This window comes from Paenibacillus sp. BSR1-1, from assembly GCF_030403775.1.
Taxonomy (GTDB): domain Bacteria; phylum Bacillota; class Bacilli; order Bacillales; family Cytobacillaceae; genus Neobacillus.
Genome location: NZ_JAQMWQ010000001.1, coordinates 438,717 through 463,354 on the forward strand (window position 1 = coordinate 438,717; position 24,638 = coordinate 463,354).

23 protein-coding genes are annotated in these 24,638 nt (G+C 37.5%); 7 read left to right on the top strand and 16 right to left on the bottom strand.

The window, feature by feature from the left end; all coding sequences use genetic code 11:
* Positions 1 to 48 precede the first annotated feature (48 nt).
* From PH210_RS02180 to PH210_RS02215, 8 genes are all read right to left on the bottom strand, one after another.
* The gene (locus PH210_RS02180) at positions 49 to 1,128 is read right to left on the bottom strand and encodes an alpha/beta fold hydrolase (RefSeq protein WP_289982624.1); all 1,080 of its coding nucleotides are present in this window, start codon (positions 1,126 to 1,128) and stop codon (positions 49 to 51) included.
* Positions 1,129 to 1,151: 23 nt separating this feature from the next.
* On the bottom strand, positions 1,152 to 1,730 hold the full coding sequence (locus tag PH210_RS02185; RefSeq protein ID WP_289982626.1) for a polyhydroxyalkanoate biosynthesis repressor PhaR: 579 nt from the start codon (positions 1,728 to 1,730) through the stop codon (positions 1,152 to 1,154).
* Between the two features lie 18 nt (positions 1,731 to 1,748).
* The gene (locus PH210_RS02190) at positions 1,749 to 2,438 is read right to left on the bottom strand and encodes a hypothetical protein (RefSeq protein WP_289982629.1); all 690 of its coding nucleotides are present in this window, start codon (positions 2,436 to 2,438) and stop codon (positions 1,749 to 1,751) included.
* Between the two features lie 193 nt (positions 2,439 to 2,631).
* Entirely contained in the window at positions 2,632 to 5,235 is a 2,604-nt protein-coding gene (gene adhE, locus PH210_RS02195) for a bifunctional acetaldehyde-CoA/alcohol dehydrogenase (protein WP_289982630.1), read from the bottom strand.
* A gap of 214 nt (positions 5,236 to 5,449) precedes the next feature.
* Positions 5,450 to 8,212, bottom strand: coding sequence for a phosphoenolpyruvate carboxylase (gene ppc / locus PH210_RS02200; RefSeq protein ID WP_289982633.1), 2,763 nt, complete (start codon positions 8,210 to 8,212; stop codon positions 5,450 to 5,452).
* A 170-nt stretch (positions 8,213 to 8,382) separates the two neighbouring features.
* Positions 8,383 to 9,471 (bottom strand): cadherin-like beta sandwich domain-containing protein, encoded by a 1,089-nt coding sequence (locus PH210_RS02205; protein ID WP_289982635.1) that lies wholly within the window; start codon positions 9,469 to 9,471, stop codon positions 8,383 to 8,385.
* Positions 9,472 to 9,705: 234 nt separating this feature from the next.
* Positions 9,706 to 10,155 (bottom strand): SRPBCC family protein, encoded by a 450-nt coding sequence (locus PH210_RS02210; RefSeq protein WP_289982636.1) that lies wholly within the window; start codon positions 10,153 to 10,155, stop codon positions 9,706 to 9,708.
* A 72-nt stretch (positions 10,156 to 10,227) separates the two neighbouring features.
* On the bottom strand, positions 10,228 to 11,406 hold the full coding sequence (locus PH210_RS02215; protein ID WP_289982640.1) for an LL-diaminopimelate aminotransferase: 1,179 nt from the start codon (positions 11,404 to 11,406) through the stop codon (positions 10,228 to 10,230).
* A 204-nt stretch (positions 11,407 to 11,610) separates the two neighbouring features.
* Between PH210_RS02215 and PH210_RS02220 the strand changes: the two genes are divergently transcribed.
* Entirely contained in the window at positions 11,611 to 12,249 is a 639-nt protein-coding gene (locus PH210_RS02220; RefSeq protein WP_289982643.1) for a YczE/YyaS/YitT family protein, read from the top strand.
* A 57-nt stretch (positions 12,250 to 12,306) separates the two neighbouring features.
* Here the strand turns inward: PH210_RS02220 and PH210_RS02225 are convergent, their stop codons facing one another.
* The 4 genes from PH210_RS02225 to pabB are packed head-to-tail and all read right to left on the bottom strand — an operon-like array spanning position 12,307 to position 15,932.
* Positions 12,307 to 13,077, bottom strand: coding sequence for a nucleotidyltransferase domain-containing protein (locus PH210_RS02225; RefSeq protein WP_289982644.1), 771 nt, complete (start codon positions 13,075 to 13,077; stop codon positions 12,307 to 12,309).
* 1 nt (position 13,078) lies between these two features.
* A complete protein-coding gene (gene pabC / locus PH210_RS02230; RefSeq protein WP_289982645.1) occupies positions 13,079 to 13,945 on the bottom strand; it encodes an aminodeoxychorismate lyase in 867 nt (288 codons plus the stop codon).
* Position 13,946: 1 nt separating this feature from the next.
* On the bottom strand, positions 13,947 to 14,534 hold the full coding sequence (gene pabA, locus PH210_RS02235) for an aminodeoxychorismate/anthranilate synthase component II (protein WP_289982647.1): 588 nt from the start codon (positions 14,532 to 14,534) through the stop codon (positions 13,947 to 13,949).
* Between the two features lie 6 nt (positions 14,535 to 14,540).
* Positions 14,541 to 15,932, bottom strand: coding sequence for an aminodeoxychorismate synthase, component I (gene pabB / locus PH210_RS02240; protein ID WP_289982649.1), 1,392 nt, complete (start codon positions 15,930 to 15,932; stop codon positions 14,541 to 14,543).
* 197 nt (positions 15,933 to 16,129) lie between these two features.
* Here pabB and PH210_RS02245 point away from each other — a divergent pair, with 197 nt between their 5' ends.
* From PH210_RS02245 to PH210_RS02265, 5 genes are all read left to right on the top strand, one after another.
* Complete coding sequence (locus tag PH210_RS02245; RefSeq protein WP_289982651.1) at positions 16,130 to 16,834, top strand: response regulator transcription factor; 705 nt, start codon at positions 16,130 to 16,132, stop codon at positions 16,832 to 16,834.
* Positions 16,831 to 18,219, top strand: a complete 1,389-nt coding sequence (locus PH210_RS02250) for a sensor histidine kinase (protein WP_289982654.1) — start codon at positions 16,831 to 16,833, stop codon at positions 18,217 to 18,219. The genes PH210_RS02245 and PH210_RS02250 overlap by 4 nt, the downstream gene beginning before the upstream one ends.
* A gap of 47 nt (positions 18,220 to 18,266) precedes the next feature.
* Positions 18,267 to 19,070 carry a PepSY domain-containing protein gene (locus tag PH210_RS02255; protein WP_289982655.1) on the top strand — a complete coding sequence of 268 codons (804 nt, stop codon included), beginning with the start codon at positions 18,267 to 18,269 and terminating at the stop codon, positions 19,068 to 19,070.
* Positions 19,071 to 19,187: 117 nt separating this feature from the next.
* On the top strand, positions 19,188 to 19,700 hold the full coding sequence (locus PH210_RS02260; RefSeq protein ID WP_289982657.1) for a hypothetical protein: 513 nt from the start codon (positions 19,188 to 19,190) through the stop codon (positions 19,698 to 19,700).
* 151 nt (positions 19,701 to 19,851) lie between these two features.
* Complete coding sequence (locus PH210_RS02265) at positions 19,852 to 20,736, top strand: selenium metabolism-associated LysR family transcriptional regulator (protein WP_289982660.1); 885 nt, start codon at positions 19,852 to 19,854, stop codon at positions 20,734 to 20,736.
* Between the two features lie 158 nt (positions 20,737 to 20,894).
* On the opposite strand, the gene PH210_RS02270 is transcribed toward PH210_RS02265, so the two are convergent.
* Positions 20,895 to 21,089, bottom strand: a complete 195-nt coding sequence (locus PH210_RS02270) for an IDEAL domain-containing protein (RefSeq protein WP_289982662.1) — start codon at positions 21,087 to 21,089, stop codon at positions 20,895 to 20,897.
* 187 nt (positions 21,090 to 21,276) lie between these two features.
* On the opposite strand from PH210_RS02270, the gene PH210_RS02275 reads away from it, so the two are divergent.
* On the top strand, positions 21,277 to 22,116 hold the full coding sequence (locus PH210_RS02275; protein ID WP_289982663.1) for an alpha/beta fold hydrolase: 840 nt from the start codon (positions 21,277 to 21,279) through the stop codon (positions 22,114 to 22,116).
* 58 nt (positions 22,117 to 22,174) lie between these two features.
* Here the strand turns inward: PH210_RS02275 and PH210_RS02280 are convergent, their stop codons facing one another.
* The 3 genes from PH210_RS02280 to phaP all read right to left on the bottom strand — a co-directional run bounded on the left by PH210_RS02280 (position 22,175) and on the right by phaP (position 24,576).
* Positions 22,175 to 22,774, bottom strand: a complete 600-nt coding sequence (locus PH210_RS02280; RefSeq protein ID WP_289982664.1) for a response regulator transcription factor — start codon at positions 22,772 to 22,774, stop codon at positions 22,175 to 22,177.
* On the bottom strand, positions 22,771 to 23,910 hold the full coding sequence (locus tag PH210_RS02285) for a sensor histidine kinase (RefSeq protein WP_289982666.1): 1,140 nt from the start codon (positions 23,908 to 23,910) through the stop codon (positions 22,771 to 22,773). The genes PH210_RS02280 and PH210_RS02285 overlap by 4 nt, the downstream gene beginning before the upstream one ends.
* A 120-nt stretch (positions 23,911 to 24,030) precedes the next feature.
* Positions 24,031 to 24,576, bottom strand: a complete 546-nt coding sequence (phaP, locus tag PH210_RS02290; protein ID WP_289982668.1) for a polyhydroxyalkanoic acid inclusion protein PhaP — start codon at positions 24,574 to 24,576, stop codon at positions 24,031 to 24,033.
* Positions 24,577 to 24,638 lie beyond the last annotated feature (62 nt).

Here is a 24,638-nt window from a genome sequence, read left to right on the forward strand (position 1 = left end):
AGGATAAAAATCCTTTCCCGCTTATAATTTATTCGTAAAATTTAAAAATTATACAAGTACCTCTTGAATTTCTTTAGACCGAGCCGAAAGCCATTTGTCCCAAATTTCAGCGAACACACCTGTCAATGCTAGTGAAACATGTCCACCTTCATAAACCTCATAAGTTTTATCCTCACTTGAAACAAGATCCATAACCGGAAGGCTTTGCTGCTCTAAGACAAGTGTATCGCGTGAACAAGAAAAGACGAAAAGAGGGCACCTAATATTCTTTAAATCTACTTTCCTGCTGCCAATCACCAATTCTCCCTTTAAGAGTTTATTATCCTTATAAAGGTCATTAAACAACTGCTTGAATGCTGAACCTGCAAAAGAAGCAGTATCCTTTGTCCATTTGTCCATTCTGCGCCATTTTTCAACATATTTGTCATCATGTGCCCGGCTGATCAGGTTCATTTTAGGACTTCCATAACTTGGAGATAACATCCTAAACATTAAATACAGAAATTCAGATGGAATCGTCTCATGGGCGTCAACAAAGCGGTCAAAACTTAGCTCTCCTTTTTGCAGCCCCTCCAGCCACTTATCAGGAACAATACCAACACTGAAATCAATTGGAACGGCAGCAAGTGATAAATTCTTAATTGGCAATTTTGTTATTGAAGCCAGGATGGCTGCTATTGTTCCGCCTAGGCAGTATCCGGCCAATGATATTTCCTTTGCACCTGAATGTCTTAGTGCTCTTTTAAGTGAGTTTTCCAAATAATCAATGATATAATTGTCTAGAGTAATGTCGGAATCTTCAAGGCCGGGAGAACCCCAATCCAACAGGTAGACATCATAGCCGCGTTCTGTAAGACCACCTACAACGCTGCTGCCTTCACCAACGTCTAAAATGTACACCTTATTCAACAGAGAGTAGATTAAAAATACTGGAACTGCATGCTTTTTTTCCTTTGCAGGATGAAACCATAAAGTTGTTTTATTTTTTTTCCAAACACATTGACGTGGTGTGGGAATTATCTCTGGTTTTGGTCCGGTCATAATTTTATAAAGTTGGTTCCAACGTTTCGTTTCTTTTTCCAAGTTTAAGAGTGGAATAAAGTTGGTTCCCCGTGCATTTGTACTCATTATTTTCATTGCTCCTTTCAATATTATTTAGTTATATTAGTACCTGTCGGCACTAGATCCTTCTCCTGATTTTTTCCCGATTCTTTTTTCACCTTTTCCCTATCTTTTTCAATAATACCCAAATCCAGTTTGATACTCTTTAACAGATCTATTTCCTTCCGCAATTCTTGGAGGTGATCTTTAATTTTTTGATTTTCTGCCAGCTCTTGAGCCATCTTTTGGTATTCATTCTTCAATTGCATGACGATATTTTCTACTTCTTCAAACATTTCTAAATTTTGTTTAGAAATGGAGCTAACACTGTCTTGTAAATTCCAAATTTGTTCTTCTAATATATCAATTTTTTCTTCCGTTTGAATTGAAAGCTTTGCGGCATTAGCGATATCTTTCTTTGTCGGGATATTCATTAAAGCCGCAATAAGCTCTTGGTTTTTTCTAATGCGTTCTAGGTAAAACGAATAGGTGTTGAGGCCGAAACTTGCTGTGCGAACAAATTCTTTATTGTCTGTCAGCTTATATAATAGGTCATTTATTTGTTTGTCCCATATTCCACTCAACTGCTTGAACCCAAATAATGGATCAATGATTTTTTCACTTGACATGCGGCAGCACTCCTTGAATTATGATTTTATAAGTTCCTCTGTTTTTTCCATGTATTTATTTAGTGGGAACATCAGAGCTTTAATTTGTCTAGCAAAAAAATTGACAAACCCTTTTTGATTTTCATAGAGTAGATTTCCAGCTTGTTTCACAGTTTTGATATATTGCATTCTTCCTTTTTTCCTTAAAACCATAAATTGTTTAATCATTTCTAGATATTTCTCAATCGCCTGGAAATTCCCGATAGTTTGACACGGCGTGCTTAAAAGCGAAACTGCTTTTTTTTGAATTTCATCAATTTGTGCATTAATATCCTCATATGACTGAATCGGAAAGAAATGCTGCATGGCTGTAGTTGACATTAAAAATTCATCCCGTGCAGTCTTTTCCCATTCGGCAAATTCCCTCGTAAATTGCTCGGCTACTGCTTTTAAATTCCCTTGATTCCTTTTGACACTATCAGAGAATTGAATAATCTCTTTTAAGAAGGCTTCATCACGATTTTCAACACGCTTTACCCATTCATCTAATTCACGGAATGCATGACTCCAAATCAAGTCCAAACTAGAAAGAGATATTTCATTCTGGATATCTGCCGTTTCAAAGTCTGGTTCTTTTAACGCTTCAATTGTCTCGTTAACTTCTTGTTTTTTCTTTCTCGTTTTAGTCTCTTTTAATGATTCTTTTTCGTTATCCTTTTTAGAAGCCATATCACTCACATCCTTTTAAGATTTTCTTGATTTTGGCTCTATTAAAATTAGTTGTTGATTTGCGCTCCAATCAACGGTGATAAAAATAAACAATCCTTTTAACACAGTAAATTTGTTTTGAATTCTTGATAAATTTCTATGGGGGTTATTCATCAGTCCTAAAGAACTGGAACTGATGAATTATTTCTGAATTTTATAATCCTTCAAAAGCTATACGATAAATTCTCGCAAGTTCACTAACCAGCGGTAATTTAGGATTTGCAATTGTATCTTGGTCATGGAAGGCATGTTCAGCAAGTTCATTTACTTTGCTTTCAAACTCTGTTTTATCAACGCCAGCCGCTTTGATGCTCAGTGGCATATCTAATGCTTCGGCCAGCTTAATAATTGCTGTTATTAAGCTTTCCACCCCTTCTTCAGTAGTGCTGGCAGGAAGGCCAAGCATTTTAGCCAATTCCGCATAGCGCTTGTCTGCGATGAAATGCTCATATTTCGGAAATGTCATAAATTTATTTGGCTTCATGGCATTATAACGAATGACATGCGGCAGCATTATAGCGTTGGCACGTCCGTGGGGAATATTAAATTCGGCACCAAGCACATGAGCGAGACTATGATTTATTCCAAGAAAGGAATTAGCGAAGGCCATTCCCGCAATCGTTGAGGCATTATGAATTTTTTCACGAGCAGGCTCATCACTGCCATCCCTGTATGCCCTTGGTAAATATTCAAAAACCAATTGAATCGCTTTTAAAGCCAATCCATCAGTATAATCATTCGCTAACACCGAAACATATGCTTCAATTGCATGTGTCAAAACATCCATTCCGGTATCCGCCGTTACATTGCTTGGGACTGTCATGACAAATTGTGGATCTACAATCGCAACATCTGGTGTTATCTGCATATCAACGAGCGGGTATTTCCTATTTGTTTTCTTATCTGTGATGACTGAGAAAGAAGTAACTTCTGATCCTGTTCCAGAAGTAGTCGGTATCGCAATAAATTTTGCCTTTTCACGGAGTAGCGGGAATTTAACCACACGCTTGCTTGGATCAAAGAATTTTTGGGCGAGACCGTGAAAGTCCGTTTCTGGGTGTTCGCAAAACAGCCACATTGCTTTTGCTGCATCCATTACGGATCCGCCCCCAAGGGCAATGATACAATCCGGCCTAAACTTTCTCATCCGGTCTGCCCCATTCATGACCGTTTCAACACTTGGCTCCGGTTCAATTTCAGAAAAGGTTTCGACTTGGATTTTATTAGGATTCTTTTTTAAATAATACAGAACTTTATCAATATAGCCATTTTTTACAGGACTGCCGCTCGTCACAATAAATGCCTTTGAAATAGCTGGAATGGATGCAAGAGTTTGAATGGAGTTCTTTTCAAAGAAAATTTGTGATGGCACTTTAAACCACTGCGTCATGGTTCTTCTTTTTGCTACTTTTTTAATGTTAATTAAATTAGCTGCTCCTACGTTTTGTGACACAGAGTTCCCTCCATAAGTCCCGCATCCAATTGTTAAGGACGGTAAAGATGTATTATAGATATCACCAATCGCCCCATGGGTTGAAGGTGTATTAACAATAATTCGTCCTGCTTTCAATCGAAGGGCAAAAGCATCGATAGCGTCCTGATCCGATGTATGAATTGCCGCTGAATGACCAAGACCTCCATATTCGAGTGTTTCTTCGGCAATTCGTAATCCATCTACAAAGCTATTAACCTTGTAACAGGCCAAAATTGGGCTTAATTTTTCACTGGATAATGGATAGTGCGGCCCTACTCCTTCAATTTCAGCAATTAATATTTTAGTATTTACTGGAACATTTACACCTGCCATTTTTGCAATCATGGCTGCGGGCAACCCGACAATCATTGGATTAAGCGATTCCGTCTTTGGATCAATCGCAATCCGCTCAACCATTAAACGTTCTTCTTCATTTAAGAAATAACACTGGTTTTCAATTAACTCCTGTCTAACTTCATCATAAATTTCTTGGTCGATAATAAGTGCTTGCTCAGAGGCACAAATCATGCCGTTATCAAATGTTTTCGATAAAATAAGGTCGTTGACCGCCCGCTTAATATTAGCTGTTTTTTCAATGTAACAAGGCACATTTCCAGCTCCAACGCCAAGGGCCGGTTTTCCTGAGCTATAGGCTGCCGTTACTAAGTTAGGTCCTCCCGTTGCAAGGATGAGAGATATCTTTGGATGCTTCATTAAGGCTTGAAAGGCTTCATGTGATGGAACTTCAATCCACTGGATGCTGTTATCAGGAGCACCTGCATGTATCGCTGCTTCCTTTAGCAATTCTGCAGTTCTGACACAGCATTTTTGCGCATATTTAGGAAAGGCAAAGATAATTGGATTCCTTGTTTTAAGTGAAATTAACGATTTAAAAATAACTGTTGAAGTTGGATTTGTAATCGGAATGACACCTGCGATTACACCGACTGGTTCGGCCATCTCAACCATGCCTTCATTCTCATTTTCACTAATCACACCTACGGTTTTCATGTCCCTAATGTTGTTATAGATGCATTCCGTCGCAAACATATTTTTAAAGACTTTATCTTCATAAACACCTCTTTTTGTTTCTTCTACTGCAAGCTTCGCTAGCTCCTTATGGTGCTCAAGTGCGGTTAACGCCATTTCTTTTACGATTTTATCCACCATTTCTTGATTGTAACAGCGGAATTCACTTAGAGCTGTTGCTCCGTTATTCCCTAAGACGTCAATCATAAGAGCGACATCATGATTTTCTTGTACCACTCTTTCTTTCACTGACATTTAAACATCCCTCCAGATTATCTATAATTCTGGCTAAAATATATCATGGTCTCAGTTGCAAATATTGTCGAATCTTGCTTGAAAATGAATGAATCACCATTCATTTTTACATAATTCATAAATTGTTCACACTCATCAGCGAACGATAATATCTATAAAAGGAAAAATAAAAAAAAACACAAACTCATGTTCTTGAGTTTGTGTTTTTACTTTATCAACCCGTATTACGCAATCCAGCAGATATTCCACTTATGGTAAGTAATACTTCTGTTAAAAGTTCATCATTCGGCTCTTCCTGTTTACGCAATTCCTTGATTAACTCTACCTGTAAAAAATTCAATGGATCAACATATGGGTTTCTTCTAAATACTGAATCTTTAATGTTCGGTGTGTGATCCAATAATTCTTTATCGCCCGTGATTTTCAATAAAATTTCCTTAGTTCTTACATATTCTTCTAATATATTAGTGAATATCCTATCAGCAATCTCTTTATCTTCAACAAGCGTTAAATACTCCTTTGCTGTCGTTATATCTGCCTTCATTAATGCCATTTGCAGATTATCCACGGTAGATTGAAAGAATGGCCACTTTAAATACATTTGCTTTAGAAGCTCCAAATTTTGATCACTTCTAGAAGCAAAGCTTTCTAAACCTGTTCCTGCAGCATACCATGCAGGCAGGAGCTGGCGGCTTTGAGTCCAGGCAAAAACCCATGGTATTGCACGCAAATCTTCAAATCTTCCGCGATTTTTTCTACTCATCGGTCTCGAGCCAATATTTAAATCCCCTAACTCTCTTAATGGAGTAGCTTCGTTAAAGTAAGTCAGGAAGTCAGGATCGCCAAAAACAAGTGATTGGTATTTGCCTAAAGCAGTGCTTGAAATTTCTTCTATTGCTTCTTCCCATATTAGTTCCCTCAGGTTCCCTTGTTCCGCTTCATTCGAAACATGTGTTGCTGCCCGCAGCAATGTTGAAGTTGCCTGCTCTAAACTGCGGTAAGCAATATCCTCAAGTAAATAACGGGCAGATAATACCTCTCCTTGTTCCGTAATTTTGACTCCATCCCCGATGGTTTCAGCTGGCTGTGATAAAATGCTTTTATTTAAGGGACCGCCGCCACGTCCTAAGGACCCGCCGCGTCCATGGAAAAATTTAAGACCAATTTGATACCTTTTTGCCATTTCATGAATTTCGATTTGCGCTTTATATAGCTTCCAATTCGCAGTTAAGGTACCTCCATCTTTGCTGCCATCTGAGTAGCCAAGCATAATTTCCTGTTGGTTCCCTAGGATTTGCAAATGATTAAGGTAAACAGGCATTTCAAAGAGTGTCTCCATTATTTTAGGTCCGGAGGTTAAATCATCAATGGTTTCTAGAAGTGGAGCAACATTTAAGTGACTTTCCAACGCCCCATCTGAATGAAGCCTGTAAATGCCTGCTTCTTTTGCCAATACCAGAACCTCTAATAAATCGCTAGGTGATTTTGTCATACTGACAAGATACACAGATATAGATCGTTTACCGAATTCTTCATGTGCATTCTTAATCATTTGGAATACTTTAATCATTTCTTGCGTTTCTTTAGAATAATCCTCATTTGATAAAAGAAGCGGACGCGGGTCGATTAAAATACTTTGAAGAATTTTCAACTTTTCTTCTTCTGAAAGTTCAGCGTAATTTTCACTGATTCGGACTTTTTTCAAAATTTCTGTAATCGCTGCTTCGTGCTCACCACTGTGATTTCGGATATCAAGTGTAGCTAAATGGAAGCCAAACAACTGAACTTGACGAATCAGCTTCTGAATTGTTTTTAATTCATGGGCAGCTGGATGATGTTGTTTAAGACTATTTTGAATCAAGTATAAATCTGTTAATAATTCATCAGCAGTTTTATAACCGATACCTGATTTCCCAACTTGCTTTATACGCTCAATAATGATCGCAAAAGCACGACGGTATACTTCCGTTTTTACAGGCCATTTTTTATCATCGGATAAATAATGGTCCTCTTTTTCCTCGAGATAGTTGATGAGTTCGCAGCTTACTTCCACTCTTGTAGTAGAATGGCTGTATCGCTTCATTAAATCCACCAAAACATCTTTATATTTTTTCAGGACAAGCCTTCTTTGCCTAAGTAACGTTTCCCATGTTATATCATGTGTCACATTCGGATTGCCATCGCGGTCGCCGCCAATCCATGAACCGAAGCGAAGGAAATTTGGAACCTGCCAGTCGGTTTGTGGAAAATTTGTTTCCAAGCTTGCTTCCAATTCACGATGAATTTCAGGGAGCACATCAAAAAGCGTTTGATCAAAATAATACAATCCATTTCGAACTTCATCCATAACTGTCGGTTTATAATGACGTAATTCATCTGTCTGCCATAGAATTGTCACTTCATTAAATAAACTCTCTTCAAGCTTAATTTTTTCTTTTTTTGTAAGCAGTGGATGGTCAAGATTTTTTAAGATATCCGCGATCCTTTGTTGAATTTCAAGAATCGACCGCTTTGTTGCCTCTGTCGGATGGGCAGTGATAACAAGTTCAAGGGACAATGTATGTAAAACATTTTGAATTGTCTCTTCTTCAATATCGTTTTCTTTAAGTGCCAAAATTGCACTTTCAATTGAATCAGGTTGAACATTATTATCATCTTGAAGTTGGTATTGTCTTCTTCTCCGAATTCGATGATTTTGTTCAGCCGCATTGATTAAATGGAAATACATTGAAAATGCACGGATGATTTGTTTCCTCATTGGGGTGCTGAGAGAAGATATTTCTTGTTTTAAGGCCGAATATTCGTCTTGACTAAAGTCCGTACGAAGATTTTTGCACATTAGCCGTATTTTTTCGACTTTATCAAATAAATCAGTTCCACCATGGTTAATTAGAATTTCACCTAGTATTTTCCCTAATAACTTAACATCGCGGCGTAATGGAAGACTGCTGTCATTAAGTTTCAATTCGGTTGCCACACCTTTTCACCTTCCCTTTCTGTAATTCGGTAAAATTTTTATTTATTAATATAACATATCTTTAGTAGGATTGTTAAAAAAATGTTTTCTTTTTTTTCAAAAAATAGAGAAAAAATTTTTAATATAAAAAAAAACCCGTAAAATACAGGTTTTTTTGCATTCGCGTTAGCTTATTTTTCTTTATCAAATACTAGTACATACGTTTTCCGATCATCATCGTCATGGGATACTACCACGGAAATAATTGTTCTATTATCATCCTCGAGCTGAATTGTTTTGTTTGTACCGCCTTCAATTTTAATGGAAGAACTACTATAAGCAGCTGTTGAGTTAATCGTTACTGTTTTTACATCACTTGCAACCGCAATATGGTAGGTAAATTCATCGGACGAGAAAGTACTATCCCAAGTACCTGTGGAAACAGATAAGGCTGACAGCTTGGCCTTTGTTGTTTTTTGAACGGTTCCAGAACGGTTGCTTACCTGTTGCAAGGAAGGTTGAAAAGAACTGCTTCTGTTATTTTGTACTGAAGCGTTCATTTGTGAAGCATTCATTTGTGAAATCGGGGCTGAGGCTTTCGTTACATGAATGGTATAGGTTCTTTGATCCCCGTTTTCCGCAGTTACAACAATGGGAATATCCGTCTTCCCAACCGGAAGTTCTATATGAATCCCCGCTTCATTCATTGCAGCTCCATTCAAGCTAATGACAGATGTACTTTCAATCGCAGAAGCTGTGACAGTAATTCCAGAAATCGCGTTTGTTACATCGATGTTATAATCGGTTGTCATGGGTGAAAAAGCTGGTGATAATTTTCCTGTTGAGAGTTTAATATCTTTCAATAGATTGTTATCATTTTGTTCTCTTGTTACCGTTACCGTATACGTTTTCGTTGTATGGACTCCATCATTAACCGTAATTGTGAACGTATTTTTACCGGTTTGAAGGTTAAAATCAGCCACATTGCCCTCTGCAAGTGCTTTACCATTGATGGAAATGGAGGAGGCTGGATCAGCACTTTCGGCATGGAGTGTAATCGTTTTAACATCATTTGCAACAGTAGCAGTATATTCATAGATTTCTGCAGAAAAATCTTTGTCCAGGGCTATTCCTTTTAACTCTAACATTGAAAGTGAACTTGCTTCGACTTTTGCAATACTTTCGGCTGATGCGGTTGGTATATACGAAACCGTCCCCAAACTAACCAATGAGACCGCCAACATGGCGTGAAAACCTTTCTTTTGTATCATTTTAAGCATAGTTAATCCTCCTATCTGCTTTCCTATTGGAAATGGAATTTGGAATAACTCTAACACTTGATGCTTAAGTTTATCTTAATTTTTTTAAAAAAGCTCTGATAAACTTAGTTGTTGATATGCACTTCAGTCGCTTCGCTTTCCGCTCCAATCAACAGTGTTAAAAATTAACAATGCCCTTTAATATAACCATAAAAAAATGCCGCAAACTGTTTTAATCAGTTTGCAGGATATCGGTTATCTTTGTTTGAATTCCTCTAATTTTGAAGATATCGCTACAGCTGCTTCTTCATCTGAAATTTGGATTGCTTTTTTAAAAAGAGAATTTGCTAATGAACCCATTGGACCAGAGGCATTTATATCAAGAAAGCCTGTTACACGAGTCTTATTCTTATTTAATGCTGTTGCTTCAAAATACCCTTCCCCAATGTACTTTTCGTTCTTACGCCTTAATTCAAAGCTTACTTTTCTTGGTTCATTCCACTCTTTTATGTCAATTAGCAGAGTCACCTTTTTTTTCACTATACCGAGGTCGCTCTTAAACTCCCAGCTGATTAGCCGCTCATTTATATTTTCATGCAAGATATAACCTGGTACAAGTGGAGCCCAATTATTCGCATCTCTTATGAAATCCCAGATGACTTCGATGGGGATATCTATTTCTAAATGTTGGAGTTCGCTTGGCATGTGTATCCCTCTTTCGTTTTCAAAGTAAAAGACCTTCAATTGGTTGAAGGTCTTTTATTTAATATATATGTTTTATTTTACTGAGTATGTCAAAAGGAACTGGTTGATTCTTTCAGCAGCTTCAAATAACCGTTCGTGCGGCTGAACCATAGCAATTCTGACATAGCCTTCCCCTTGTGTTCCAAAAGCATCACCAGGAATGACCGCCACGCCTGCTTGTTCAATCAATTCAAAAGCAAATTCCCGTGACTTCCATCCTGCTGGGATTTTTGCCCATACGAACATAGTGGCCGGAGACTTCGACACCTGCCAACCGCTTTTTTCAAGACCCTCTACCAGCGCGTCACGACGGATTTCGTACTGTCTAGCTTGTTCTTTGAGGAAAGAAAAATCAGAAGTTAGGGCCTTGATCGCTGCTTTTTGAATCGGATAAAAAATCCCATAATCTATATGTGATTTAAATGAAGCCAAAATATCAATTACGTGTTTATTACCAACCACATAACCAATTCGACAGCCAGCCATGTTAAAGGTTTTGGAAAGTGAGTTAAATTCAATTCCGACCTCTTTTGCCCCTGGAACTGCCATGAAACTAATTTGCGGGTTTTCATCAAAAATCAATTCTGAGTAAGCAAAGTCATGTACAATTAAAATATTATGAAGCTTGGCAAAGTGAACGATCTCTTCAAAGAAACTTTTATCTGCAAGAGCGGTTACCGGATTCCCGGGATAACTAATAATCATCATTTTTGTTTTCTTCAATACTTCTAAAGGAATATCTTCAAGTTTTGGTAAAAAGCGATTCTCAGCCAATAATGGCATGGGATATATAACCCCTCCAGCGATGTTGACGCTTGCTTCATAGATTGGATAGCCAGGATCCGGTACCAACACATAATCACCAGGGTCTATGATTGCTGATGCTAAATGAGCCAGCCCATCCTGAGACCCCATTAATTGCAGCACTTCGCTGGCAGCATCAAGGTTAACTGAATAGCGTTCTTTGTAAAAATAAGTGACCGCTTCGTGAAATTCTGGAATGCCCTTTAAAGTATACCCATAGGTTCTCGGGTCTTGAGTGAATTCAGCCAGCGTATCCATAACAAACTTTGGCGGTGCAAAATCTGGACTGCCAACACTTAAATCAATGACATCCTTCCCATTCTTAATCGCTTCCTGCTTTCGGTCCGCAATTTCTTGAAAAATACTTGAAGACATTTTTTGAAGCTTTTCCGATGCAACAAAATTCATAGCACATTCCCCACAATCATTTCCATTTGAATTTTTCGTAGAATAATAATTTTATTTATTTTAACATATTTCAGATTATAGCAATCTACTATTCTTCAATCCACCATGCAAAATACCCATTGATTATTATTGGCTCATATTTTAAGATATTAGGATAGGTTTGAATATTCGGAAAAGTCAACGAGATCATGGGGGGAGCTTGAGTTGAAATTCTTTCAATATGTTTTATTTTTCCTAGGATTAACTTTTTTTGGCTTAGGAAATGCAATTGCAGTAAAAGTAAAGTATGTGGGACTGCACCCATGGGAAGTTCTTAATGTAGCACTTTATCAGCATTTCGGATTAACGATTGGTACTTGGGGAGTCATTTGCGGCCTCTTTCTGATCATCGTTTCTTTGTTTGTTGATCGAAGATATATTAGTATAGGGACAATCTTAAATGCCTTATGCATAGGTCCAATCATGGACTTTTTCCTTTGGCTGGATATACTCCCAAAGGCAACAAATACTTGGATAGATTATTTCATCCTCCTTTCCGGAATTGTCATTACCGGAATTGGCGGCGGAATGTATGTAGCGGCTGGGATTGGTGCCGGCCCGCGGGATGGCTTTATGCTCTCTATTTCTGATAAATCAAAGTTGTCGGTCAGCAAGGCACGAATCATTGTTGAAAGTCTTGTTTTAGTTTTCGGATTCCTTTTAGGAGGTCCGATTTTTATCGCCACTTTTATTTATACGTTTATCCAGAGTCCTGTTTTTCAACGTTCATTAAAGTTTTTTAAAGGATTAGTAGCATCTATCCAAAAAAAGAGAAATCCCACTCAAAAAGGGATTGCCATATAACACAAACCAAAAGCCCTCACTATTATAAGTGAGGGCTTTTGGTTTGTGCTTAAAGGATTATGACCAAACCTCTTCGAGAATTTCTCTAAATAATTCATCGAGCATTGGTGTGATGTCTTCCTTCGATACAGATAATGTTTTCGTATAAACCTCTATGCGATTGATTTCTTTTTCGATAAATTCATTAATAGCCGCAACTTTTGGTTCAAGATTTAGCTCGTCACCTTTTATTTTCCGCATTAATAATGTATTGATTTCGTCTTTCAACTGGCCTTCTTTAAGAAGGTCTTTAACCAATTCCTGAAATTCATTTGGGGGCACTGTATTATATTTTTCAATCCATTTACACGCTAAAATGGGCCGTAATACATAAAAGTATTTCTTTATTTTGACGTGTTCAACTTGAAGATAATCCCGGTAATTTCCCTTTGCCATATTTAAATAATGATGAAGAGCAGATTGCGGTAAAAATACTTGGTTTTGAATAGTCCTCATTTTTTCCACTAATGAAAAAGCTTGATAATAAACAATTCCAGAATGCAGCCATTCCATAAGCGGCGGGTTGGACTTTTTAAATAGTCTTAAAGCTTTTCGAATTTCCCAGCCATTAATATCAAGAAGTTCATTAATTGGAAGCTCAATCACATCTCGCTTTTGGTCAATCGACAAATACCATTCTTTTTTATGGACATAAATAAACCTGACATCGTAGTCACTGTCCTTAGAAGGAAATCCCCATGCCCGACTCCCGGATTCAACCGCATAACAAATTTTCACATTATACTGATTTTCGATTCTATTAATTTCTTCAAGAATCCTCTCTCTCAAATTAATCTCTCCTTAAACCATTCCTTGTCCATAGACTTTGACAAAATTTGCGATAGTCCTGATGGAATCGTTGTACCCAATGTCCCTTCTTCCCAGGTAATTTTTGGCCTGCAAAAGAGGAAATAGGGACTATTTCTTGAATGGAATTGGTTACAAACATCTCGTCGGCATCAAGTGCTTGTTCTAAAGTATAAAGGCCTTCTTTTACACACAGGCCAATCCTCCCTGCTAGCTCCATTACAAATTGACGTGTTATGCCATTTAAAATACCAGTGCATAAGGCTGGGGTGTAGAGTTCCTTGTCTTTAATCCAAAAAATATTGGAGACAATCCCCTCCGCTAAATGTCCATCCGCTGTTAAAAAGATTCCTTCTTGCTCGAGGGAAGGCCCAATCTCTCTTTTTGCAAGCAAATTATTCATAAAATGATGGGATTTAAGACGCGCTTCCCCCTCGGGTGTGTTCCGTTTCAGCTTTAAAAGGGTTGCCCTTTTTTCGAATAATTCTCCAGCGGGTGGCAGCTCTTTTGGAAAAATAATAAGGTTTGGCTCCAAGAAAGGTTTTGTCTGCAGCCCAATATCCCCGGAACCTGCTGAAACATTTAAGCGGATATAAGCGTTTGTAAAATTATTTTTTTCTAGTAAGGCCTGCAGAATATTATTTGTTTCCTCTCGATAAAAGCGATAGTTAATATTAAGTATATTTAATCCATGATTAATCCGCTCTATATGATCGTCTAAAAGAAATGGATGCCCCTCATAGACACGAAATGTTTCAAAGAGGCCAAGCCCATATAAGAAACCATGATCGAAGGGTGATATCATTGCAGCTTCTTTTTCAACCATTTGACCGTTTAAATAAATAAACATATTAATTGACCAATGAAACTTTTCGATAATGTTGAACGAAATTGCGCAATAATTCTTTTCCACAAGTAGTCATGATTGATTCCGGGTGGAACTGTACCCCTTCTATCGGAAGCTCTTTATGTCGAATAGCCATAATTTCCCCTTCCGTTGTCCAGGCTGAGATCTCAAAGCATTCAGGCAATGTTTCTCTTTTGACGATTAAGGAGTGATATCTTGTTGCGGGGAAAGGATTGGGCAGCCCTTGAAAAATGGTTTTTCCGTCATGATACATTTCGGAGGTTTTACCATGCATAAGCCGTTCTGCTTGAACAACTTCCCCATTAAAGGCTTGAGCAATGGCTTGATGCCCAAGACAAACACCGAAAATAGGAGTACGTCCTGAAAATGCGTGAATTGCCTCCAAACTAATTCCGGCTTCATTTGGACTGCATGGCCCAGGTGAAACCATTAAAAATCCTGGCTTTAATTCAGCAATTTCATTAATCGTGGTTTGATCATTTCGTTTCACGACTAATTCTTCTCCAAGCTCTCCCAAGTATTGAACTAAATTAAAGGTAAAAGAATCATAATTATCAATCATAAAAATCATTGCTGCTCACCCTTCTGCCATTTCTTTTGCTTTCCATAGCGCTGCTGCTTTCTTCAGTGATTCTTTATATTCATGCTTTGGATTGGAATCAATCACGATGCCTGCACCAGCTTGAACATGTGCCATACCATCCTTTACAAGCATCGTTCGAATAATAATGTTTAATTCTAAATCGCCGCTAAAATCTATCCAGCCAAGAGAACCGGTATAAATACCCCTTCGAACAGGCTCAAGCTCTTCTATTATTTCCATCGTTCTTACTTTAGGTGCACCTGTTATCGTTCCGCCAGGAAATACAGCGTCAATGATATCAAAACTTGTTTTATCATCCGCTAATTCTCCTCTTACATTTGATACGATGTGCATTACATGGGAGTATTTTTCGATCACCATAAATTCATTTACTTCGACAGTTCCGTATTTACATACTCGCCCAAGGTCATTGCGTTCAAGGTCGACAAGCATCACATGTTCTGCTCGTTCCTTGTCATTCTCGATTAATTCATTGGCAAGTTTGATATCCTCTTCATGGTCCTTCCCTCTCGAACGGGTACCGGCAATCGGCCGAGTGCTAACTTCAGTTCCACTCTTTTTCACTAAAAGCTCTGGCGATCCACTAACGAGCTGAAAGTCTGGTGTATGAAAATACCCCATATATGGTGATGGGTTTAAAGACCTTAATTGTTGGTAAACATCAATCGCATCTACTTGCAGCGGTTTGGATTGGCGCACTGCGAGATTGACCTGGAAAACATCCCCTTTTGCGATATATTGCTGAATCTGTTTGACAGCTCCTTTAAATTCATCCTCCGTCATTGAAACCTCTAAGTTATTGTTGTCAATCTCCCTGTCACCTGAAAGCGGAGCCGCAGAAGGTTCCTGGAGCCATTGCCTTTCCCAAACAGAAAGCTTCTCCTCGATATTCCGATCATTCTCAGCCAAAAATAATAACCATAAAGCATCATTCTCGTGATCAAATACAAACCATTCTTTTACGATAAAAAAGAAAATATCAGGTGTTTCTAAATCATCTTTCGCTAATTCTGGAAGCTTTTCGATATAACGAGCGTAATCATAGCTTATGTATCCGATCGCCCCGCCTAAAAAACTTGGGAAACCCTCTATTTTATCGACGTGATACTTGTCCATCCATTCCTTTAATAAATAAAGGGGATTTCCTGCAATTGTTTCTGTACCGTTTTCATTTATTATTTCTAGCTGATTATTTTTCCCTTTCATAATTGTTTCAGGTTCAAAGGCTGCAATACTATAACGCCCTCCACGTCCACTCTCTAATAAAACGTGATATTTATTGTTTTGAGCGATCGTACGAAATTGGCGAAAAAACCTTGAAGATGAATAAGGAATTTTTTTACTATAAACATGAAGCTGAGGCAAATCATTCACTCCAATCAAATTCTCTTTATTCATCATACTTTATCAAAATATAAACTTAAACATTCACTTAAGAATTATTTTGTGAATGTTTTTTTATTTCCCATATAAGAAGGATAAATTAGTGCTTCTGTGGAAAAAAAGGTAATAAAATGAAGAATTAGAATTATTCGAATTTTAGGACTTAGGGGGGCCTTTTCATGAACAAAGAATCAATATTGGTTGTTGAGGATGAAGAAAAAATCGCCAGGCTGCTTGAGCTTGAACTTGAGTATGAAGGATATAGCGTTACGAAGGTGATGGATGGTCTGGAGGCATTTGAGGCATATAGAACAGGAAAATGGGATTTAGTTTTATTAGATGTCATGCTACCTAGTTTAAGTGGAATTGAACTGCTCCGCCGGATTCGAATTAATGATAAACAAACTCCTGTTTTGTTATTAACGGCAAAAGGGTCTGTAGAGGATAAAGTCTCAGGTCTTGATTACGGTGCAAATGACTATATAACTAAGCCCTTTCAAATTGAAGAAGTTCTTGCCCGAATTCGTGCTGCCCTAAGAGTCAAAATAATTAAGGAAGTTGAACAAAATACAATAGACACCGATGTCTTAACTTTCGCTGATTTAAAAGTTAATCAAAAAACGCGTGAAGTTTTACGTGGACAGTATACCATTGATTTAACTCCTAGGGAGTTTGATTTGCTCGTTTATTTACTTATTAATAAACGTCAGGTATTAAACAGGGACCAAATTTTAGAAGCTGTATGGGGTTATGACTTTATGGGAGATACAAATGTTGTAGATGTGTATATTCGTTACGTAAGGAAGAAAATAGACCTTCCAAATATGCCAGCTTTAATTCATACTGTCCGCGGGGTTGGTTATGTATTGAAGGAAGCCAAATGAAGCTGAGTAGTAAAATCAATTTGTCAACGGCTGTCTTGTTCGCCTTCCTCTTAATTGTCATGAATTTTTCAGTGTATATTTCTTTTAGCAAATTACTTCTCGGTAGTGAGATAGACACTGCTAATAGGGAATTAAAAAAAACAGCAGATGCCATCGGGCAGTCACTTGGCACTGTTCCCGATTTGGATTTGCTACGCTCTTATGTTCCTATCGACGGAATGATCAGGTTTGTACCAAAAGATAACCAACGAATCATTTCAGTGACAAGTTCAACAGAAAATAAACTTAAAGAAAGAATTACGAAATTTTCCAAAACGGAAATCAGTCAATTCATTGAATATCAAAATCAATCCTATATATTTGAATCGATGCCAATCATAATGTCTGACGGTAATGAAGGGAACCTTCAAATTATAAAAAGCATAAAAACAACCACAAATAATTTAAAAATACTACGACTTGTTCTCATCTTGGTTACCTTCCTTGCATTGGTTCCAGTGATTGTCTCCAGCAGGATTTTAAGCAAGCTGATTACTAGGCCGGTGACCACGATGATCAAGACGATGACCGAAATTAGGCAGAGCGGCCGCTTCAAACGGCTAATACTCGAGGAAAAATCAAAGGATGAACTTTATCAAATGGGCAAGACCTTTAACCACATGATTGATTTGCTTGAAACCAATTATGAAAAACAAAAGATGTTTGTCTCAAATGCTTCCCATGAATTTAAAACCCCTTTAACCATCATTGAGAGCTATTCCAGCCTATTAAAACGAAGAGGTTTGGCTGATCCCCAAATTTTTAACGAATCAATTGAAGCTATTCATTCAGAAGCTATCCGGATGAAAGACATGACCGAACAGCTATTATTGCTTGCAAAACATCACGAACAATGGAACATTCATAAGACAGAGATAAATCTAACAAGTTTTTTAAAACAATCATTAATTACTTTCCGGAATGCTTACAACATTGACATTCACTATACCGATGAAAATGACAGCGAGCCACCATTAACTGTACTTACTGATGAAAAAAAATTAAAGCAGCTTTTATTTATCTTCCTTGATAATGCTCGAAAATATAGTGATGACACGATAAATGTTGCTTTAGGAATTATGGATGGTGAAGTATATATCAAGATAATGGATCGCGGTATAGGGATGAGCACTGAAGATCTGACAAAGGTTTTTGATCGCTTTTACCGAGTCGATAAGGCCAGAAATAGAAAAAAAGGGGGGGCTGGCCTTGGACTCTCTTTAGCAAAGGAAATCGCAGACGCCATTGATGTTAGGCTTCAGCTTGAAAGCAAAGAAGGAGTCGGAACCACCGCTGCTCTTTTTCTAAAGAAGAAAAAAAATACTCATTTTCTCAGCATTTTCTAATTTTCATATAAGAAAATAAGAGTACGCATATGTGGTGAGGTGGAAAAATGAAGAAAAAAGGATGGAAATGGCTGATTGTTACCGTTATTTTGGCAGGAATTATTTTTATAGGCTGGAATAAGCTTGGACCTTCAAAGGCAAACGCTGAAATTCTTTCAGAAAAGGAAGCACAATTACTCGTTGAAAACCGATACCAGGGAAAGGTCACACAAATTAAACTGGCAGGCAAACAATATCATATAAAATTAGAAAAACAAGAACTTCTATATCAGATCAAGATAGATGCGACAAGCGGTAAAATATTATCTTTACAGAAATTAGATAACAAAACAATACTCCCTGATGAGCCTACTTCGACAGGTTTATCGGAAGAAAAAATAAAAGCCATTATTTTATCAGAGGCAAATGGAACAATTGTGTCTTTAGAAAAGTTGGAAAGCAATGGAAGTCCTATATACAAGGCTGTTGTCACTACAGAAAACAAACAGACAACGATTACTGTAAATGCTGTAACAGGTTCAATCCTTTCAACCGAATCAATCAATATTCATGAACCGCCAAGGAGTTTAACTGAGGCAGAGGCCGGGCAGATTGCCATTAAACAAGTGAAGGGAATTGTGGATCATATTTGGCTTGAAACAAAAGGAAGTTTTACCTATTACCTGATAAAAGTAAAATCACCATCCGGTCAGGAGGCTATTGTGCAGGTACACTGCATAACCGGCAAGGTGCTTTCAGTAACATGGGATGACCGTAAAAAAGAGGATGATGACAATAAGGTAGATAGAAAAGCTGATGATGATCAAAAAATTGACGATAAGAAAAAAGATGATAAAAATGATGATCACTGATACGCCCACTAGCGAAACAATAACTTTCTCATTACTTTCTAATGTTTCTCTTTCCTATTCTCTAATCTTCGCTGGATATTCTATAAATGTAAAAACAAATATGAAGGAGGAATTTCAATGAAAAAGAAGATTATTGTTGGGGCAGTATCTGGGTTATTAATTTTGGGTGGTGCGGCATTTGCAAGCGCATCAAAAAATGATACTCGGGTTGATGATTCGAATCATCTGGATGACAGTAAGAGTAATGTCAACACAAGGGTAAATGGGCAAAAGGTAGAAATCGAAACAGAGCATGGCAAGACATATATTAAGGTAAAGTCCGATGATAGAAATGGCTCACAGTCTGCCAATAATAGCGTAAATGATGACAATAAAACAAATGATGGAGCACATCAAAACAGACATAGCGGCGATGACGATAACAAAACCGTTGACAGCGCACATCAAAATCAACACAGCGGCGATGATGACCAAAGAACCGACGATGGGAAGCATCAAAACAGACACAGCGGGGATGACGATAACAAAACAGACGATGGCGCACATCAAAATCGACACAGCGGCAATGATGACCAAAAATCCGATGATGGTGAACATCAGAACAGACATAGCGGGGATGATGATAACTAATTTCATTTAAAGGCAAAGAAGTCCTATCCAAACGGATAGGGCTTCTTTTTTGGCTTTAAGATTTTTTAGGTAATGCTATAATAGTATTTATTCAACTTATCGATTAATTCTATAGAAACCAATCGACTTTTCAAATAGGTGGCGTATAGGCATGGATTTGCATCAGTTATATGTTTTTACTAAGGTTGTGGAGCATAAAAGCTTCTCAAAAGCAGCTGAGGATATTTTTTTAAGCCAATCAACCGTAAGCTCTCATATTCATTCATTAGAAAAAACACTGAATGTTAATCTTTTTGACCGTGTCGGAAGGGAAATTGTCCTTACTCCCCATGGCGAACGTTTGTACCAGTGGGCATTAAAAATTTTATTCTTAAAAGAGCAAGCTTTGCTGGACTTAAATCAAGGAATGACAGAGTTACGGGGAATGATCCGCATGTCAGCCAGTTCTGTCCCAGGGCAATATCTTGTACCTAAGATGGTGAAGCGATTTAGAGAGAAATTTCCTAATGCAACATTTCGAATTAATCAATCCTCATCCAAATTTGTTGCTGAACAAGTACTTAATGGTTCTGTCGATGTTGGGATATTAGGTGAAAAATATGAAAATGATAAGCTCCATTTTATTCCGTTATTAAAAGAAAAATTAGTCCTTGTAACTTCAAATCAAGTGCAAATAATGGAAAGGATGACCATAAAGACCATCACTAAGTATCCCTTTATTATGAGGAATTCCGCTTCAGGGACCAACGCAGCGATAGAAAGAGTTCTAAAGAGGAATAAAATTCAAAAGGAAGACATGAATATAATAGCTTTTACTGACAGTGTCCAGAGTATTATCCAATTTGTGATGCAGGACATTGGGATATCGATTATTTCAGAAGTCGCTGCCAGGGAATATGCAAAGCATAATTCCATTAAAATATATGAACTTGATGATTTCACGGAAGAAAGGTTTTTCTATCTTGTCTATAATCAAAATAGAACCCTTTCAATGATTTCCAAATTATTCATTGATGAAGCAGCGAAATTAATTTAAAGACTATGTTAAATTGGGTTGTTGATTTGCGCTCCAATCATCTTTGTTTCAATATTACGTATAACTTTTTACAAAACTAATAAAAAAACAGAATGAAGCCCATATCCACATATTGGATAGGGCTTCATTTTTTAGTATTAAATACCTTTGTCAATGAATTAGGAAATTTTCTTTAGCTCTTCCGTCAACTTTAGGAATAAATCTTTGTTTCCGTCTTGTAATGTTTGGTCGATTTCCTTGCGGAGTTTTTCTCTCTTAAATTCTTTAATGGAATTGTTTAAAAACATCTCTGCAACAACAGAATCAGTATTTTCTTCCGAATGTTGTGGTGAATTTAGTAATTTCTTTTCCATGGAAATCAACTCCTTGAGCTTTTTTTTATTATACTAGAAGTTTTCTAAAAATTCAAACACTTTATTTCAAAAAATACAAAAAAGTTGAAAATCTTAATTATGGTTGCCAAAAATTTTATTGGTGTAAGGTTGAAAAATTGGGGAAAATTAATTTCAACTATTTATTTAGAATGGGAGGAAGAAATTGATGAAGCAGGATGTCTTAACCGGTTATCATCCAGTAAATAACATTAATATTTATTATGAATTTTATCCTAATCAGTCATCGGACAAAACGTTCGTTTTACTACATGGTTTTCTTTCCTCCACCTTCACTTTTCGCCATTTAATTTCCTTACTCAAACAGGATTATCAAGTGTTATCAGTAGACCTTCCCCCTTTTGGGAAAAGCGCAAAATGCAATCGATATGTCTATTCTTACAAGAATTTAGCTCAAACCGTCATTAAACTTACAGAGTCCTTTGGATTAAAAAACATAACCTTTATTGGGCATTCAATGGGCGGGCAGATTGTCTTGAATATTCTTCACATGGTGCCCGAGCTTGCAGATAAAGCCATCTTGCTGTGCAGTTCGGCCTATCTCAAGCGATCAAAATTGCCTCTGGTCTTAACCAGCTACATTCCTTACTTTCACCTATTTGTGAAGTATTGGTTCGCGAGAACAGGAGTAAAGAAGAATCTCCAAGCCGCGCTTTATAATCACTCAATCATTAATGAAGAAATGATTAACGGCTACTTACAGCCTTTTTTACAAGATGAAATCTTTGTTGCTCTGACAAGAATGATAAGGGACCGTGAAGGGGATCTTCCACCGAAAATCCTAAAGGAAATCAAAACTCCCTGCCTGCTGATCTGGGGTGACCATGATAAGTCTATGCCGCTTAAAGTTGGTGAAAAACTAAACAAAGATTTAGCAAATTCTGAACTGATAGTACTTAAAGAAACTGGTCATGCAATCCCAGAAGAACGGCCTAAGGAAATCTTTGAATATATCCAAAGCTTTCTTGGGAAATTTCAAGCCGTCTAAAAAACCACCAAGCTCCTGAATGCTTGGTGGTTTTGATTTTTACTAGTATAAAAACGATTTATTTAAACCAGCCTTTTTCCTTCGATTGGGTAATTGCTTCGATACGGTTTTTCACTTCAAGTTTATCTAAGATAATGGAGATATAATTGCGAACAGTTCCTGTTTTTATGCTGAGTTCTTCTGCAATTTCTTTTGTATTTTTGCCATCAGCAACAAGTTCTAACACTTCTTTTTCACGGTCAGTTAAAGGATTTTCCTCACCGTATACATCGTCCATTAATTCCGGTGCGTAAATTCTTCTGCCTGCCATCACGCTCCGGATAGAACGCGCTAGTTCATCACTGGGGCTGTCCTTTAATAAATACCCACTTACACCTGCCTTTAATGCCCGCTGAAAATACCCCGTCCGAGCAAATGTAGTCAGGATGATTACTTTGCAGCCAAGTCCTTTAAGATCCTCAGCTGCCTCAAGTCCACTTTTTCCCGGCATCTCAATATCCATGATACAAACATCTGGTTTGAATTTTTTCACAAGTGAGACAGCTTCTTCACCATTGGAGGCCTTTCCCACTACTTCCATGTCCTCTTCCAAATTAAGCAGTGATCCAAAGGCCCCTAGAAGCATTTGCTGGTCCTCAGCGATAACGATTCTTATCATTTTCGCTCCTCCTTATCCAAATGCGGCTTTACATCATTCGGTACTTTTAGGATTAAGGTTGTTCCATTGTTAGTCACAAGTTCGAGACTGCCGTTAATGAATTCAAGCCGTTCTTTCATTCCAATTAGTCCATGCCCTTCCGCTAAAAACCCTTCTGTACCTTTAAATTTACCATCATCACTTATGGTTAATACAATTTCCTTCCACGATTGCTCAATTGAAACATAACAAGTTGTGGCCCCGCTATGTTTGACCACATTATTAATGGCCTCTTTCAAGCACATACTTAATATATTCTCAGTCAATAACGAAACATTCGTCAGAGTGAACTCCTCTTCAGAAACTAATTGAATCTGGGCGGCCCTCAGAATCTCCTTAACCCGGAACATTTCATCTTTTATACGAATACCCCTCATCGAAGAAACCATTTTTCTTACTTCGCTTAGTGCAGTCCTTGCCGTTTGCTGAACATCCTTCAATTCATTCCTGGCTTGCTCAGGGTCTTTCGTGATCAATTTTCTTGCCAAATCCGTCTTCAATCCTATCAAGGAAAGCTTTTGTCCTAAAGTATCATGAAGATCCCTGGCTATCCGCTGACGTTCCTCCAATTTTACAAGCTCAGAAATCTTTTTATTGGCATATTCCAATTTTTCTTCAAGCTGCCCTCTTTCTTTCCGGTTATAAATACTGAATGGGAGAAGGATCACACTGATCCAAATGATAATAACAAAGGGCAATTGCTGTAAGAAGAGCTTTTCATGCATAACGATGCTGTAATTAATCGATGCCGATGTACTAAGCAGATGGATAAAATACAAGGTTAAAAAAGCTGCGCGGTCTTTTATATTTCCAATAAAATATGCAAGAAAAAAGGCAAAATAAACATAGCTGAATAGACTGGTCGCTGTTATTGAGATACCAATAAGGATTAATGTCCAAAGATAGACAGGCCATCCTTTTGAAATAAACGCGATCCGATAAAGGATAAAAAATAGCAGCGTTAGTAAAATTCCTACTACGATTTGAAGGGTAGTAGGCGCTTGAAAAATGAAGTAAAACGGTAAAATGCAGAGAACAGTCCAAATATACGGAGCAATCCCATTATTTTTTTGGAAAGTCATATACTTTTTAATCATGAACTGTACCTCTTTTTTTAAGTAATTACCTTATCCTCTATCTTAACGCAAAGTACCTTCATTTGGAAAGAAAATGAAAAAACTCCACTATTTTAGGTCAGTGGAGTTTAAATCTTTATCTTATTTAGAGCTTACTAAAACTTTTCGACTTTCCTCAAGGCGACCAGCTACCTTTTTGTGGTTTTCCCTTGCAGCCTTTAAATATTCATCGGAAACTTTTTGCCAGCCATTACGGCGCTCTCTTGCATATTTAACATAGTTTTCACTGCCTTCAACAAAATTTTCTTCAATCCGTTGAATCAGATCTACGCCGGCTGCAAGTGGTGCCATAGTTAACTGCTCAATTCGTTCGGATACCTCACCAAACTGGTCCTTCAATTCAGGGCGTAATGCCTGTTTTTCATCAACTCTTTTAGCCAGATTACTTGAAACTCCTTTAACAAGTTCTGTACTTGTTTGCCTGGAAGTCTGAAAAAGATTGGCAAGGGAGCCTCTAAATTCTTGATTAAACTTTACTGTTTCTTTTACAGCATTAAGATACGCATCTTCTCTTCTTTCGCGGAGCTTTCTTGCTTGATTTAATGATTGCTCATATTGATTCCAGAATGTATCTACAAAACGATTGGAATCAAATGCTGCTTCTTGTTCAACTTTCTTAGTAGTCATAGTTTATCCCTCTCCTTTTTATTTGTTACTCAAATAAGAACATATGCTTTCGTATGTATTTT